At 41.8% G+C, this 15,382-nt stretch carries 10 protein-coding genes; all 10 read left to right on the top strand.

The genetic code is table 11. The annotated features are described in order from the left end of the window. The first annotated feature begins 57 nt into the window (after positions 1-57). The 10 genes from bshC (at position 58) to murG (ending at position 15,171) form a co-directional block, all read left to right on the top strand. Positions 58-1,686, top strand: a complete 1,629-nt coding sequence (gene bshC, locus QYG89_RS04310) for a bacillithiol biosynthesis cysteine-adding enzyme BshC (RefSeq protein ID WP_404314937.1) — start codon at positions 58-60, stop codon at positions 1,684-1,686. Between the two features lie 784 nt (positions 1,687-2,470). Further along, the gene (gene rsmH / locus QYG89_RS04315) at positions 2,471-3,406 is read left to right on the top strand and encodes a 16S rRNA (cytosine(1402)-N(4))-methyltransferase RsmH (protein WP_404314939.1); all 936 of its coding nucleotides are present in this window, start codon (positions 2,471-2,473) and stop codon (positions 3,404-3,406) included. A gap of 20 nt (positions 3,407-3,426) precedes the next feature. Next, positions 3,427-3,792, top strand: a complete 366-nt coding sequence (gene ftsL, locus QYG89_RS04320) for a cell division protein FtsL (protein WP_404314941.1) — start codon at positions 3,427-3,429, stop codon at positions 3,790-3,792. Then, positions 3,789-6,047 (top strand): penicillin-binding protein, encoded by a 2,259-nt coding sequence (locus QYG89_RS04325; RefSeq protein WP_404314943.1) that lies wholly within the window; start codon positions 3,789-3,791, stop codon positions 6,045-6,047. The genes ftsL and QYG89_RS04325 overlap by 4 nt, the downstream gene beginning before the upstream one ends. A 139-nt stretch (positions 6,048-6,186) precedes the next feature. Beyond that, entirely contained in the window at positions 6,187-8,103 is a 1,917-nt protein-coding gene (locus QYG89_RS04330) for a stage V sporulation protein D (protein WP_404314945.1), read from the top strand. A gap of 483 nt (positions 8,104-8,586) precedes the next feature. Then, the gene (locus QYG89_RS04335) at positions 8,587-10,065 is read left to right on the top strand and encodes a UDP-N-acetylmuramoyl-L-alanyl-D-glutamate--2,6-diaminopimelate ligase (RefSeq protein WP_404314947.1); all 1,479 of its coding nucleotides are present in this window, start codon (positions 8,587-8,589) and stop codon (positions 10,063-10,065) included. Position 10,066: 1 nt separating this feature from the next. Next, entirely contained in the window at positions 10,067-11,041 is a 975-nt protein-coding gene (gene mraY / locus QYG89_RS04340) for a phospho-N-acetylmuramoyl-pentapeptide-transferase (protein ID WP_404314949.1), read from the top strand. Beyond that, on the top strand, positions 11,042-12,394 hold the full coding sequence (murD, locus tag QYG89_RS04345; RefSeq protein ID WP_404314951.1) for a UDP-N-acetylmuramoyl-L-alanine--D-glutamate ligase: 1,353 nt from the start codon (positions 11,042-11,044) through the stop codon (positions 12,392-12,394). Between the two features lie 68 nt (positions 12,395-12,462). Further along, on the top strand, positions 12,463-13,563 hold the full coding sequence (gene spoVE / locus QYG89_RS04350; RefSeq protein ID WP_404314953.1) for a stage V sporulation protein E: 1,101 nt from the start codon (positions 12,463-12,465) through the stop codon (positions 13,561-13,563). Positions 13,564-14,076: 513 nt separating this feature from the next. Continuing rightward, a complete protein-coding gene (murG, locus tag QYG89_RS04355; RefSeq protein WP_404314955.1) occupies positions 14,077-15,171 on the top strand; it encodes an undecaprenyldiphospho-muramoylpentapeptide beta-N-acetylglucosaminyltransferase in 1,095 nt (364 codons plus the stop codon). Positions 15,172-15,382: the final 211 nt, after the last annotated feature.

A 15,382-nucleotide genomic window follows, 5' to 3' on the forward strand; every position in this document is an offset into this window, starting at 1 on the left:
CTTGGGAGAAATGGTATACTCAAACGAGTAAAATGCGCGAAGAAAGGAAGTACATACATGCAATTGGAATCACTTTCCGTTCCTGCGATTAACCGGTTTGCTTCTTTATACTTGAAGCAGGAGGCACCGGTGACGGACTTTTTTCATTATAATTTGTCAGATGTAAACGTTTATGAGAAAAGAGCCGCTGACCTGCAGGAGCGATCTTATATGAGAGAGCCTCTTGCTGCATGCATTGAGGCGTATATGAAACCCTTTATTCCCTCAGAGAAAGTGGCGGCTTCTTTAGAGAAATTGAAAGATGAGCGCTCTGCCGTCGTGATTGGCGGGCAACAGGCAGGTTTGTTGACGGGTCCTCTTTATACGATTTATAAAATCATTTCTATTATTAAATTGGCACAGGAAAAAGAAAAAGAGTTGAATATTCCTGTCGTGCCGATTTTCTGGATTGCTGGAGAAGACCATGATTTTCTTGAAGTCAATCATCTATATGTGGAAAATGAATCCGTTATGGAGAAGGTAACTTATCCAGCGCGGGTGATCGAAAAGAATATGGTTTCTGATATTCATTATGATAAGGATCAAATGAAAAATTGGATTAAGTCCATTTTTTCGAAATTTGGGGAAACCTGTTATACAAAAAGTCTATTAGAGCATGTCTGTGAAGAAGCAGAAAAAGGAGAGACCATTACGGACTTTTTTAGTCGGCTCATTCATTCGTTATTTAGCCGTTATGGTTTACTATTAATTGATTCTGCTTATCCGCCATTGCGCGCGCTTGAAAAGCCTTTTTTTAGGCAGCTTATTGAACAAGCTGCAGAGATTACAGATACAGTACATCGCGAACAACAAACGATGGCTCATTTAGAATTTAATCGAATGATTGAGTTATCAGATTCCGCTGCGAATTTGTTCCTTTATAACAATGGAAACCGGGTGCTTTTAGAGTACGATCGGAAAACCGGCATATTTTCAAGCAAACAGGCAGAGCTTCGGTATAGCAAAGCTGAACTGTTAGTTTTACTTGAAAACGAACCGGAAAAATTCAGCAACAATGTTGTGACTCGTCCACTTATGCAAGAATGGTTGTTCCCAACGCTTGCCTTTATCGCCGGCCCCGGAGAAATTGCCTATTGGGCAGAGCTTAAATCCGCATTTGAGCGTCTTGATATGAAAATGCCGCCAATTGAAGCTCGTTTGAATATGACCATTGTGGAAAGAAACATCGTCCGTGATTTGGAGGAACTCCATATCTCGCTTGCTTCCGCTATTAAGCAGGGAGTGGCGGGTGAGAAAGAGCGGTTTTGGGATTCTATCAAGGATGATCATTTCCATGAAATGATTGCAGGCGTGCAGCAGTCTTTAATGGATCAATATGAGGAAATCGAAACACGTGCGAAAGACATGCATAAAGAAACGGTTCCTATCATCCTAAAAAACCGTGATTTTCACTTGAGTCAGCTTGCTTTTCTTGCGCGTAAAACAGATGAGATGATTCAAGTCCGTCATGCTGCTGTATTAAATAAATACGACAAGCTGCAAAATGCGCTTAGACCCGAACAAGCTCCTCAAGAGCGTATCTGGAATGTGTATAGCTATTTAAATAAATATGGGCCAGATTTTATACATGAATTAATGGTGTTTGATTTTCCTTTTACTGGAGATCATTATATAGTGAAAATATAATTGAAGAGGGTGTCTGAAAAGTATAACTTTTTAGGGCATCCTCTTTTTGATATAGTGCTTTAAGCGTGTCCGTTGATTTCCGTTCCAGATGCTGGTCCCTCGAGGTCAAATAACCTTTTGCCAATGAAGTCAAAGAGCAGGCTTCTTTGTAGAAAGAACATTTGCTTGTCGGGGGCTTCCTGAGCACCTTCCGCTTTTCTATTGTCCAGCTCCGCCTTCTTGGAGCTCGAGGTCATATGCCAGTCTTACTGCATGGCTGAAAGGCGCCATTTTATCAGCCTGTCATATGCTTGTCGCTCCAAAGCAGTCGGCTCCGCTTTTCTTTGTCCAGCTGCAGGCGCTAGCCCCTCGAGGTCAAATAACCTTTTTCCAAAGAAGTCAAAGAGCAGACTTCTTTGGAAAAAGAACATTTGCTTGTCGGGGCTTCCCAAGCGCCTTCCGCTTTTCTTGGTAAAAAATCCTTCAATTTTCATGAGAAATGTGTCGTTTTTGTGAATGAATGTTTAGTGATGGGGAAATTTATCCTTTGTTACTTCTATTACTAAACGTCCATGTAGAAATAAAGCTGTTCAAAGCGGAAAGCATCGAACGAAAAAGGTGGTACATAAGGAGGGAATCAAGCGGTTTCGGAGAATTCAAAAATAGTGGAGATAAGTGGGAGGATGTGGTACAGTTAGGAATGGAAGTGAAGGAATGAGCGTGTTTATCAGAAGAATCCTTCTCGCGGAAGAGTAGAGAATGTGATCGATTTTGATACTTAGTAATTTGAATGGAATGGTGAATCATGAATTTCGAACATACAACAGTACTGTTAAAAGAAACAGTAGAAGGATTGAACATCCGGCGAGATGGAATATATGTAGATTGTACGCTGGGCGGTGCGGGTCATAGCGAATATTTGTTGTCGCTTCTCGGAGAAGGAGGGAAACTTTACGCTTTTGACCAGGATGAAACCGCTATCCGTCATGCGGCGGACAGACTGAGCCGGTTTGGAGATAAGGTCACATTTATTAAAAGTAATTTTAAATATATAAAAGAGGAATTAGCCCGCTTACAAGTAGGGAAAGTCGATGGTATTTTATACGATCTCGGTGTTTCTTCACCACAGCTCGATACACCGGAGCGGGGGTTTAGCTATCATCATGATGCTCCGCTTGATATGAGAATGGATTTAACTGGAGAAACTAGCGCTTATGATGTAGTAAACCATTGGGCATACGAAGATTTAGTGAGAATCTTCTTCCAATATGGAGAAGAGAAATTCTCTAAGCAAATTGCCCGTAAAATTGAAGCAGCCCGGGAAATAAAGCCGATCGAAACAACTGGAGAGCTTGTGGAATTAATTAAAGAAGGGATTCCAGCACCAGCCCGCAGAAAAGGGGGGCATCCGGCGAAGCGCATTTTTCAGGCGATTCGTATCGCTGTTAACGATGAACTCCGTGTATTTGAAGAGTCACTAAAAACCTCGATTAGTTTATTAAACCCAAAAGGAAGAATTAGTGTCATTACCTTCCATTCTTTAGAAGACCGCATTTGTAAAACAATCTTTAAAGAGGCAAGCCAGGGACCAGATCTGCCGCCTGGACTGCCGGTAGTTCCAAAGGAATACCAACCAGAATTAAAGCTTGTGACACGCAAACCGATTTTACCATCAGAAGAAGAACTTAAGGATAACAATCGAGCCCGTTCAGCTAAGCTGCGCATTGCAGAAAAACAATAAAATCAAATAGGGGTGAAAAAATGAGTAACTTAGCTAGAAAGCAGCTGTTTAAGCATGAAACGCAGCCCGTGCCGTCTATGCCCAAACAAAAAGAGCGGCAGGTTGGGAAGCGCCTGTTTACACCAGGTGAAAAAGTATTATTTTTGTTATTTGCCCTGATGATTTGTTTTTTAGGAGCAAAAGTAGTGTCAACGCAAGCTGCTCTGTACGAGATCAATAAAGACATTCAAGACGTCGAAGCACAAATTAAAGAACAGAAGAAAATAAATCATGACCTTGAGGTGCAAGTCAGCGAAGAGAGTACGTATGAGAAAATATGGAAACGCGCCAAAGAGTTAGGATTGGATTTAAGTGAACAAAACATTAAGGTTGTGCAGCCGCAATGAATGAAAATCGAACGAACGGGAGAAAAGGAGCAGCGATATTATTTATAATATTCGCCCTGCTCTTTTTTGTCTTATTTGCCCGCTTTCTTGTTATTCAAATAACGGGTAAAGCAGACGGCCACTCCCTAAAAAATGAAGCGTTGCAAAAGTATTTAAGAACAGATGTATTAGAAGCGACAAGAGGAACGATCTATGATCATCGGGGAACAGTCATTGCGGAAGATACGACTTCTTTTACGCTTGCTGCTATTTTAGATTCATCCATGACGACCAATCCTAAAAAGCCCAAGCACGTGACGGATCCTGAGAGAACGGCTAAGGTGCTGGCTAAATATATTGATATGGAGCCGGATGAAATTGAAAAACGCTTAAGGAACAAACAGGCATTTCAAGTTGAGTTCGGAAAGTATGGCCGCGATTTACCGAATAGGGTAAAAAAGAAAATCGAAGAGGAAAAACTTCCTGGTATTATTTTCTTGAGGGATTCGAAGCGCTTTTATCCAAATGGTAAGTTTGCGTCCCATTTAATCGGATTCACGCAAAAAGTGGAAGAGAAAAAGGGAAATCAAGTTATTCAGCGTACTGTTGGACAAATGGGGATCGAGAAAGCATACGAGAAATATTTGGAAGGAAAAAACGGAAAGATTCAATATAAAAGTGACCTTTGGGGATACTTACTTTCAGATAAAAAACAAATGATTCAAGAACCCGATGATGGCGACAAGATTTATTTAACGATTGACACAAAAATTCAGACGTTTATGGAAGATGCATTAAATGAAGTAGAAAAGCAATATAAACCCGGAAAAGCATTTGCGATTGTAGCAGATGCAAAAACAGGAAAAATTCTTGCGATGGGCCAGCGTCCTTCCTTTCATCCGGATACGCGTGTGGGTCTTGGGGAAAACTGGAGTAACGATCTTGTCGAGTATTCGTTTGAGCCGGGTTCAACGATGAAAATATTCACAGTAGCTGCCGCTATAGAAGAAGGCGTGTTCCATCCGAATGAACTATATAAATCTGGCAGATACAAAGTGGGTACCGTATCTATTCGCGACCATAACGGTGGAGAAGGCTGGGGCGATATTACATATTTAGAAGGTGTTCAACGCTCATCAAATGTGGCAATGGCTAATCTTCTTGAAAAGATGGGACCAGATGTATTTAGACAGTATTTAGATGATTTTCATTTCGGTCAGAGAACAGGAATTGAGCTGCCAAATGAAGGGAAAGGCACAATTTTATATAATTGGCCGATCGAACAAGTAACGGCCTCATTCGGACAGGGGACGACTGTGACCGCCATGCAGTTAATTCAGGCGGCAACGGCTGTCGCCAACGATGGTGAAATGATGCGCCCTTACATTATTGATAGAATCATAGATGATAAAACAAATAAAGCCGTTATGGAAAATAACCCCAAAAAAGTAGGAGAACCGATTTCCAAAAAAACAGCTGAAAAAACCCGGGACGTGTTGAAAAGTGTAACGACGTCTGAACATGGTACAGGACAGATTTATCAAATTCAAGGGTATGAAGTAGCCGGGAAAACAGGAACCGCCCAAATGCCGAACCCGAACGGCGGTTATTTACGTGGATCAAGTAATCACATCTTTTCCTTTTTAGGGATGGCCCCTGCTAAAGATCCGCAGCTTATTGTTTACGTCGCTGTTGCACAGCCGAAGCTTGATGGAGAATCAGGGTCCGTTCCTGTATCGAAAATATTTAACCCGGTCATGCGCAACAGTCTGCAATACTTAAATATTAAGCCTCAGCAAACACCTGCAATGAAAACGATTGAATTGAAAGACTTTACGAATGAACGTATAGCTGAAGTGGAGAAAGAGTTAAAAGCGAAGAAAATTAAGCCGGTCATAGTAGGGACAGGAAGCAAAGTGACTGGTCAGTCTCCAGAAGCTCAATCCTTCCTCCTGCAAGGAGAAAAAGTGATTTTACAAACGGACGGCAAAGCAACGATGCCTGACATGGAAAACTGGTCATTACGTGACGTTATGAAGGCAGCTAATCTGATTGGCTTAAAGGTTAGTTATGCAGGTGAGGGATATGTTGCCAGTCAAAATATTAAACCAGGCACTCCAATCAAAAAAGGACAAAAGCTCATTTTAAAATTGATCACACAAAAAGAAAAATCGCTGCTCGATCAACAAGAGAAAGAACAGCAAAAAAAAGCTGCTGAGCAAGAAATAAAAGAAGCAAACGAAGAAAAACAACAAACAGATGAAAATCAAGAATGAAAGCTGTCCACGACAGCTTTCTTTTTTTATGAAGATAAGGCCGTCTGGTGGATAAAATAAACTCCCTATTCATCCCCTGTTCTTTCAATCATAATCCTGACCCTTTCACATATATTGAAGGGAAAGGAGGGGGACAGGCTTGAAAAGGGTTTCGGCTGTCACGGTTAGAAAGCGGCTAGTTTTTGTATTGCTTGCCGGCATCGCGATGTTTGCCATTATTGGGGTGCGGCTCGGTTACGTTCAATTTGCATTAGGAGATGATTTAACGGATAAGGCGCAGGATTTATGGAGCCGCAATATTCCTTTTGAACCAGAAAGGGGAAAAATAACAGATCGAAATGGAGTAGCGCTTGCCGAAAATAAAAGCGCACCTACCGTCTATGTCGTCCCGCGCCAAATCGAAGATCCGGCTGAGGCAGCCAAAAAGCTGGCATCCGTCTTAAATATTACAGAGAAAAAAGCATATGCTCATTTAACGAAAAGAGCATCCATCGAAAGAATACATCCGGAAGGACGGAAAATCTCATTTGAAAAAGCCGAAGAAGTACGCAGGCTTGGTATTAAAGGTGTATACATTGCCGAAGACTCTAAAAGACATTATCCATTTGAAAAAAGCTTGGCACATGTCCTTGGCTTTGCTGGGATTGATAATCAAGGGCTTATGGGCCTTGAAGCATATTATGATAAAGAATTAAGCGGTGAAAAAGGAGCAATGAGATTTTTTTCAGATGCGAAAGGAAAGCGAATGCCGCAAATGCCGGACGGCTATGCGGCTCCGGTGGATGGGCTGGACTTGAGGCTGACTATTGATTCAAATATTCAAACGATTGTTGAGAGGGAACTCGATATTGCTGAAGCAAAGTATGAGCCAGATGGGGCGATCGTGATTGCGATGAACCCGAATAATGGGGAAATCTTGGCGATGGCGAGCCGGCCTTCATTTAACCCGGAGCAATTCCAAAAAGTATCTCCTGAAATCTACAACCGAAACTTGCCAATTTGGAGCACGTATGAACCTGGATCTACATTTAAGATTATCACCTTGGCGGCGGCATTAGAAGAAAAAAAGGTAGATTTGTACAAAGATCATTTCAATGATCCTGGATCTGTAACTGTTGGGGGAGCAAGACTGCGCTGCTGGAAAAGAGGCGGCCACGGTCACCAGTCTTTTTTAGAAGTCGTTGAAAACTCCTGTAACCCAGGGTTCGTAGAGCTTGGAGAACGACTTGGAAAAGAAAAGTTATTTCAATATGTCCGGGATTTTGGATTTGGTCAGAAAACAGGAATCGATCTTCAAGGAGAGGGAAAAGGTATTTTATTTAATATAGACAGAGTAGGTCCAGTTGAGCAGGCTACAACAGCTTTTGGACAAGGTGTAGCTGTTACTCCAATCCAGCAGGCTGTCGCTGTTTCGGCGGCGGTCAATGGCGGTATTCTTTATCAGCCATACGTGGCGAAAGAGCTGATTGATCCGATCACGGGAGAAGTAGTCAAAAGAAAGTCTCCTGTTGCTAAAAAGCGTGTCATTTCCCCAGAAACTTCTCGACAAATTCGTTACGCCCTTGAAAGTGTTGTGGCAAAAGGGACGGGAAGAAATGCGTTTGTGGACGGCTATCGCGTAGGGGGGAAAACAGGAACAGCCCAAAAAGCCAAAGATGGCCGTTATCTCGAAAATAACCATATTGTTTCCTTTATTGGTGTAGCACCAGCGGATGATCCGCAAATCGTTGTTTATACAGCGATCGACAATCCGAAAGGGACGGTTCAGTTTGGCGGAACGGTAGCAGCTCCAATTGTTGGGAAAATTATGGAGGACAGTCTGCAAGTACTCGATGTGAAGCCGCGCAAAAAACAACTGGAAAAAGAATTACAATGGAATGACCCGCAAATTGTGGAAGTACCTGACTTTAAAGGAATGACGAAAAAAGAGCTTTCCACGCAGCTATATAACTTTCAGCTTGAGATTGAAGGGAGCGGCAGTAAAGTCGTTCAGCAATCGCCGATGGCCGGTGCAAAAGTGGAAGCAGGATCGGCCGTTCGTTTATATTTGAATTAATGGGCATTGATCGATGGTACGTAAAGGATAAAAATTATATTAATAAAATGCAACATGGTTATTTTGTCTTAATTTTGCTCTTGAGTCTGTGAGGAGAAGTGAAAAATGGAATGAACACCCATCATCATCTGCAGTATAGTTTATTTAAAGACCATTGTTGATGCTGTTCCTTTGTTGATTAAAGAAGAAAGTGAGCGCCCACAGCGGAAATCAACAGGCAAGTTCAGCAAATCTCATTTAAAAGGTAACCAGCTGTCTCCCGCCGCTTTTGTCGGCGGGTCTTTCATTTCTTTTGTTCAGCGTGCAGGAAATAAAAAAATCACGACTAAAAAATCATGCAAAAAACAGAAACTATGATAAGATGGTCGTTGTGGTTTTTTCTGAAAAGAAGTCGCATCTATCCTTTTTTTTAGTTAAAATAGTAAAGAACTTTGCTTAAATAAACTATACATAACGAGTCGCGCACAGAAAGGATTGAACAAAGTGAATCTATCAGACTTATTAAAGTCCCTCCCATTTTATAAATTATCGTATTCATCAAATCCAGAAATCTTATCTTTGGAAAATGACCATCGTCAAGTAAAAGAGGGCGCATTATTTATTTGTATTAAAGGATATACATTTGATGGTCATACGGTTGCACAGGAAGCTGTGAATAGAGGGGCAAGAGCTGTATTGGCAGAGCAGCCTGTTGAAGTAGAAGGAGCACCAGTCATTACAGTAGCGGATACAAAAAAAGCGATGGCTGTTTTAGCCGATTGTTATTATGGATCACCAACGGCTCATATGCGGCTCATCGGCATTACGGGTACGAATGGAAAAACAACGACGAGCCATCTTTTAGATGCCATTTATAAGGAAACCGGTGAAAAAACCGGACTGATCGGAACGATGTATATGAAGATTGGTGAAGAGATTATTGAAACAAAAAACACGACTCCAGAAAGCTTAACGCTGCAAAAAACATTTAAAGATATGAAGGATAAGGGTGTGTCCACAGCTGTAATGGAAGTATCCTCTCATGCATTAGTAGAAGGCAGAGTATGGGGATGCGATTACGACATCGCTGTGTTTACAAACTTAACACAGGATCACCTTGATTATCATCATACGATGGAAGAATATAGCCGGGCTAAAGGCTTGTTATTTGCTCAATTAGGCAACTCATACGCTGCCGGTCAGCCGAAATTTGCTGTACTAAATGAAGATGAAGAAACATCCGCGCTTTATAAAAAAGAGACAGCTGCTCATGTTGTCACGTATGGGATTGATAAAGAAGCTATGTTTCGTGCAACGGATGTAAGGCTGACATCAGAAGGCACAGAATTTACGCTTACCTATCCAGAAGGCAGTAAAAAGGTAAAAACACAACTTGCAGGGAAATTTAACATTTATAATGTGCTGGCAGCTCTTGCGGCGGCTTATACTGCGGGGACAGCTGTTGAAACAGCCATTCATGCCATCGAACAGGTGAAAGGCGTGGCAGGGCGGTTTGAACTTGTGCCAAACGATCAGGGGCTTGCTGTTATCGTTGATTATGCACATACACCTGACAGCCTTGTGAATGTATTAAAAACGGTTCAGCCGCTAACCGAGGGGAAAGTGTTTACAGTTGTCGGCTGCGGAGGCGACCGTGATCGCACGAAACGGCCGCTCATGGCTAAAGCAGCATGTGAATACGCAACGAATGCCATTTTTACATCGGATAACCCGCGCAGTGAAGACCCTCATGCTATTTTATGTGACATGGAAGCAGGAGTGGCGGGTGAATCATACAAAGTGATTCCTGATAGAAGAGAAGCGATTTTTTATGCTATTCAATGTGCGCAAAATGGAGATGCGGTTGTGATAGCTGGAAAAGGTCATGAAACGTATCAGATCGTCGGTAATGAGGTACTGGACTTTGATGATCGTACGGTTGCCAGAGAGGCACTTAGCAGCCGGAAGAAAGAGGAGAAATGATATGCTTGAGAGAGATGTGTTTTTAACGATGTTTATGGCTTTTTTCATCACAGTGCTTATAGCGCCTATGTTTATTCCGTTTTTGCGGAGATTAAAATTTGGGCAAAGTATTCGTGAGGAAGGGCCGGAATCACATCAGAAAAAGTCAGGGACACCGACGATGGGCGGTCTCGTTTTTTTGCTTGCCATTATCATTACTACATTATTTATGACACAGATTTATGATGATATTGGATCCGAAACGGCGCTGCTGCTTATTGTAACGATTGGGTTCGGCTTGCTCGGTTTTCTAGATGATTTTATTAAAGTAGTCATGAAACGTAATCTTGGATTAACATCAAAGCAGAAGCTCGTTGGGCAAATCATTATTTCTATTCTTTTTTATATTATTTATACAAAAAGCAGCTTGTCTACGGAACTGACTATTCCTTTAGTAGGCTGGTCTTTCGATGCCGGGGTTTTATATGTATTATTTGTGATTTTCTGGCTTGTCGGCTTTTCAAATGCAGTGAATTTAACAGATGGGCTTGACGGTCTCGTTTCAGGTACATCTGCCATCGCTTTCGGTGCTTTTGCGGTGCTGGCATGGAATCAGGGATTAAACGAAACAGCTATTTTTTCCTTTGCTGTCGTGGGGGCTGTGCTTGGCTTTTTGGTGTTTAATGCTAATCCGGCAAAAGTATTTATGGGAGATACGGGTTCTTTAGCTCTTGGCGGAGCTATCGCAGCCATTTCTATTTTAACGAAATTTGAATTTCTTTTACTTATCATTGGTGCCGTGTTTGTCGCAGAAACACTTTCGGTTATGATTCAAGTCGTGTCTTTTAAAACAACAGGCAAGCGCGTATTCCGCATGAGTCCGCTTCATCATCACTTTGAATTAGGCGGATGGTCGGAATGGCGGGTTGTTGTTACATTTTGGACGGTCGGTGTGCTTTGCGCTATGATCGGAATTTATATCGGAGCGTGGATTTAATTGAAAACAATAACAGATTTTCAGCATAAAAAAATTCTTGTCCTAGGGCTTGCAAAAAGCGGAGTCAGTGCAGCGCTGCTTTTGCATAAACTGGGCGCTTTTGTCACAGTCAATGACCGTAAGCCTTTAAGTGAAAATCCTGAGGCTCAGCATTTACTGGAACAGGGGATCAAAGTGATTTGCGGAAGTCATCCAATTGAATTGCTTGACGAGGGATTTGAAGTTATCGTCAAAAACCCCGGCATTCCTTATCATAATCCGCTTATTGCTGGGGCGATCACTAACGGGCTCCCTGTCATAACGGAAGTAGAGCTTGCTTATTTAATTTCGGAAGCTCCTTTTATCGGCATTACTGGAACGAATGGAAAAACAACAACAACTACGTTAATTCATGAAATGTTTAAAGCGGATGAGAAAAAGGCCGTACTGGCTGGAAATATCGGTGAGGTGGCTTCAGATGTTGTTCAGACGGCTGGGGCAGAAGACCATGTAGTCATTGAGCTGTCTTCTTTTCAATTGCTTGGTATTGATAAATTTCGCCCTCATATTGCGATTATTACGAACTTGTATGATGCCCACCTCGATTATCATGGAACGAAAGAGGAATATGCGAAAGCAAAATTAAATATTACGAAAAACCAAACGGAAGAGGATTTTCTCATCGTTAATGCAGATCAAGATCACTTGATGAAGATGACAGAAACAACAAAGGCAGTGATCGTTCCTTTTTCCACAAAAGAGACGAAAGAAACGGGTGCATGTGTACAAAATGGCGACATCGTTTTCCGTGGCGAAAAAATTATGTCTCTTGCTGAAGTCGCGCTGCCTGGTGCACATAATTTAGAAAATATATTGGCGGCGGTATGTGCAGTGAAGCTGGCAGGCATTACGAATCAAGCGATTAAAGAAGTGTTAACTGCTTTTTCAGGAGTAAAGCACCGTACACAGTTTGTGCGTGAATACAACGGAAGAAAATTTTATAACGATTCAAAAGCAACGAATACGTTAGCAACAAAAAGCGCACTTGCCGCATTTAATGGGCCTACGATCCTGCTGGCTGGCGGATTGGACAGAGGGAACGGATTTGATGATTTAATTCCATATATGAAAAACGTAAAGGCATTAGTCACATTCGGCGAAACAGCAGAAAAGCTTGCCGAGACAGCCGGCAGAGCCGGCGTGGGGATCGTTGTAAAAACAGAGAATATGCAGCAGGCTGTTCAGTCAGCTTACGACTCCTCGTCAGAAGGTGACATTATCTTATTATCACCGGCATGTGCAAGCTGGGATCAGTATAAAACTTTTGAGCAGCGTGGAGATATATTTATTGAAGCCGTGCATACATTGAAGTAAGGGCTTGTCTTCTGAAGCACAAACAATTGGGACACGCTCTGGATTCTTTGAATTAGAGGTGTATGCCATTGCCGGTAAAAAAGTTCGCTCCTGATTATTTCCTGCTGATTTTAATCGTCATTTTGCTCACTGTCGGCGTGACGATGGTGTACAGTGCAAGTGAAGTATGGGCAGAATACAAATTTAACGATGCATTATTTTTTGCGAAAAGACAGCTATTGTTTGCTGTTGTTGGATTTATCGCAATGATCATGCTCATGAATGTGGAATATTGGACATGGCGCCGCTTTTCTAAAGCGGCATTGATCGGCTGCTTTATTTTGCTCGTTCTCGTATTGATTCCTGGTGTTGGTATGGTGAGAAATGGATCTCAAAGCTGGATCGGCGCAGGAGCCTTTTCTATTCAGCCTTCAGAATTTATGAAACTGGCTATGATTATTTTTCTAGCAGGCTACTTATCAGAAAATCAGAAACATATGATTTACTTTAAGAGAGGGCTGCTGCCGGCGCTGGGGCTGGCATTTGCTGCTTTTGGTTTAATTATGCTACAGCCCGATCTTGGAACAGGAACAGTTATGATAGGTACGTGCCTTGTGATGATTTTTATATCTGGCGCTCGTATTTTTCACTTTGTTCTCATGGGTTTAGTCGGTGTTGCAGGCTTTGCTGGATTGGTTCTTTCGGCGCCGTATCGAATTAAGCGAATCACTTCTTTTTTGGATCCGTGGTCTGATCCGTTAGGAAGCGGATTTCAAATTATTCAATCACTTTATGCGGTTGGACCAGGCGGATTGTTTGGTCTTGGAATTGGAGAGAGCCGGCAGAAGTATTATTATTTGCCTGAACCGCAGACCGATTTTATTTTTGCGATATTAGCAGAAGAGCTTGGATTTATCGGCGGTGTATTTATTCTCATTCTCTTTTCATTAATGCTTTGGCGTGGCATTCGAATTGCTCTGAAAGCCCCTGATTTATTTGGCAGCTTTCTTGCAGTCGGAATCATATCGATGCTGGCGATACAAGTCGTCATTAACATTGGTGTGGTGACTGGTTTAATGCCTGTGACTGGGATTACACTTCCTTTTTTAAGCTACGGGGGCTCGTCATTAACGCTGATGTTGGCTGCATTTGGTATTTTACTGAATATCAGCCGCTACTCCAAACAATAAGAAGGTTGACTCGAAAAGGTCTGGCCTCATTCCTAATGTATTGTATATTTAGATGTACAATGTATTATGATTGCAGGTTTGACAATTTCATTTTGAGTCAGCCTTTTCTTCGTTTCATAAAGAGATGTTTAGCAGCTGACTGGTTTTGCATTTTTATACTTGAATGAGCTCCTTACATTTTTTGTCCTTTCATCAAAAAAATTCTTGTTTATGGATATATTGTTTGATTCCCGGCACTTATTGATTTAATATGGGATTGCATTAAATAGTTATCATGAAGATAGCAGCTCTTTAAGAGAGGAATGTAACAATTAGGTGAAAATTGCTACATTTTTTTTGTTTTCTTTTCAAATGGACAAAGCTATATTCATATAATAGGCAATTATAGTATGATAAAAAGGCAACAACACATTCCTGTTTTGGAAGATGTGAGGGAGAGAAACCTTTTATCTAACCGTACATACACTTATAACAAAGAAGACGTGCAATGATTAATTTTGAGGTGAAAAATAAATGAAAATAGTTGTCAGCGGCGGAGGAACGGGTGGTCATATTTACCCAGCTTTAGCTCTTATACGAACAATAAAAGAAAAATACCCAGAAACTTCATTTTTATATATAGGGACTGAACGGGGACTAGAATCTAAGTTAGTTACAAGAGAAGACATCCCGTTTCATTCGATTGAAATAACGGGCTTTAAGCGGAGCCTTTCTATGGAAAACGTGAAAACCGTTATGCGTTTTCTAAAAGGTGTAAAGGAATGTAAAAAAATATTAAGGAAGTTCCAGCCGGATGCAGTGATCGGCACAGGAGGATATGTATGCGGCCCCGTCGTCTATGCTGCTGCAAAGCTTGGCATACCAACGATTATTCATGAGCAAAACAGTGTACCAGGATTAACGAATAAATTCTTAAGCAAATATGTCGATAAAGTAGCCATTTGCTTTGAAGAAGCAGGCGGTTTTTTCCCTGAAAACAAAGTGGTCTTCACTGGAAATCCGCGGGCATCAGAAGTAGTGAGTGCCAAGCCGGCAAATGCTTTGAAACACTTTGGCCTGTCTGATGAAAAGAAAACGGTGTTAGTTTTCGGAGGAAGCAGAGGAGCCCGTCCAATTAATGAAGCGGTTGTACAATCGCTTTCAGAGCTTGCCGGCCGGCCATATCAAGTACTTTATGTAACGGGAGATGTACATTTTGATCAAGTGCAAAAAGAAATAGCAGCTGCAGGAAAGCCCGAAAATGTAGCTGTTGCACCTTTCATTCATAATATGCCGGAAGTTCTTGTTGAATGCCATCTCGTTGTTTCGAGGGCGGGGGCAACTACTTTAGCTGAATTAACAGCCCTCGGTGTTCCCAGCATACTTATACCGAGTCCATATGTAACGAATAATCATCAGGAGAAAAACGCGCGTTCGCTGACTGATCATGGAGCGGCGGTCATGCTTGCTGAAAAAGATCTTACAGCCGCATCCCTGCTGAAAAACCTTGACCATGTATTATTAAATGAAAAAGAATGGCAGCGCATGAAAGCGTCATCCGCAAATTTGGGTGTGAAAGATGCATCGGAGCGTTTGTTTGCGGTCATGCTCGAACTAGCGAATAAGTGACGGCAAATGAGCAGGCAGGCTTATTTGTCAGATACAAGTGTGGAGAGGTTCATAACGGTGGGAATAAATAGGAAGTAAATAAAAGTGTTTTTTTCTTTTATCCTCTTACTCTCTGCATTACAATAGATATAATGGGTAAAAGAGTGTACGGCATGAATGTTCGTGCCGTTCTTCCGTTTATTTTCTTGGAAAGATCGTTGAACCTGGAGGA

This window comes from Bacillus lumedeiriae (assembly GCF_044891285.1).
Classification (GTDB): Bacteria; Bacillota; Bacilli; order Bacillales; family Domibacillaceae; genus Pseudobacillus; species Pseudobacillus lumedeiriae.

Coding starts and splice junctions, on each gene's coding strand:
- mraY (WP_404314949.1), top strand. CDS start 10,067: ATGCTTGAGAGAGATGTGTTTTTAACGATGTTTATGGCTTTTTTCATC.
- bshC (WP_404314937.1), top strand. CDS start 58: ATGCAATTGGAATCACTTTCCGTTCCTGCGATTAACCGGTTTGCTTCT.
- ftsL (WP_404314941.1), top strand. CDS start 3,427: ATGAGTAACTTAGCTAGAAAGCAGCTGTTTAAGCATGAAACGCAGCCC.
- QYG89_RS04325 (WP_404314943.1), top strand. CDS start 3,789: ATGAATGAAAATCGAACGAACGGGAGAAAAGGAGCAGCGATATTATTT.
- rsmH (WP_404314939.1), top strand. CDS start 2,471: ATGAATTTCGAACATACAACAGTACTGTTAAAAGAAACAGTAGAAGGA.
- murG (WP_404314955.1), top strand. CDS start 14,077: ATGAAAATAGTTGTCAGCGGCGGAGGAACGGGTGGTCATATTTACCCA.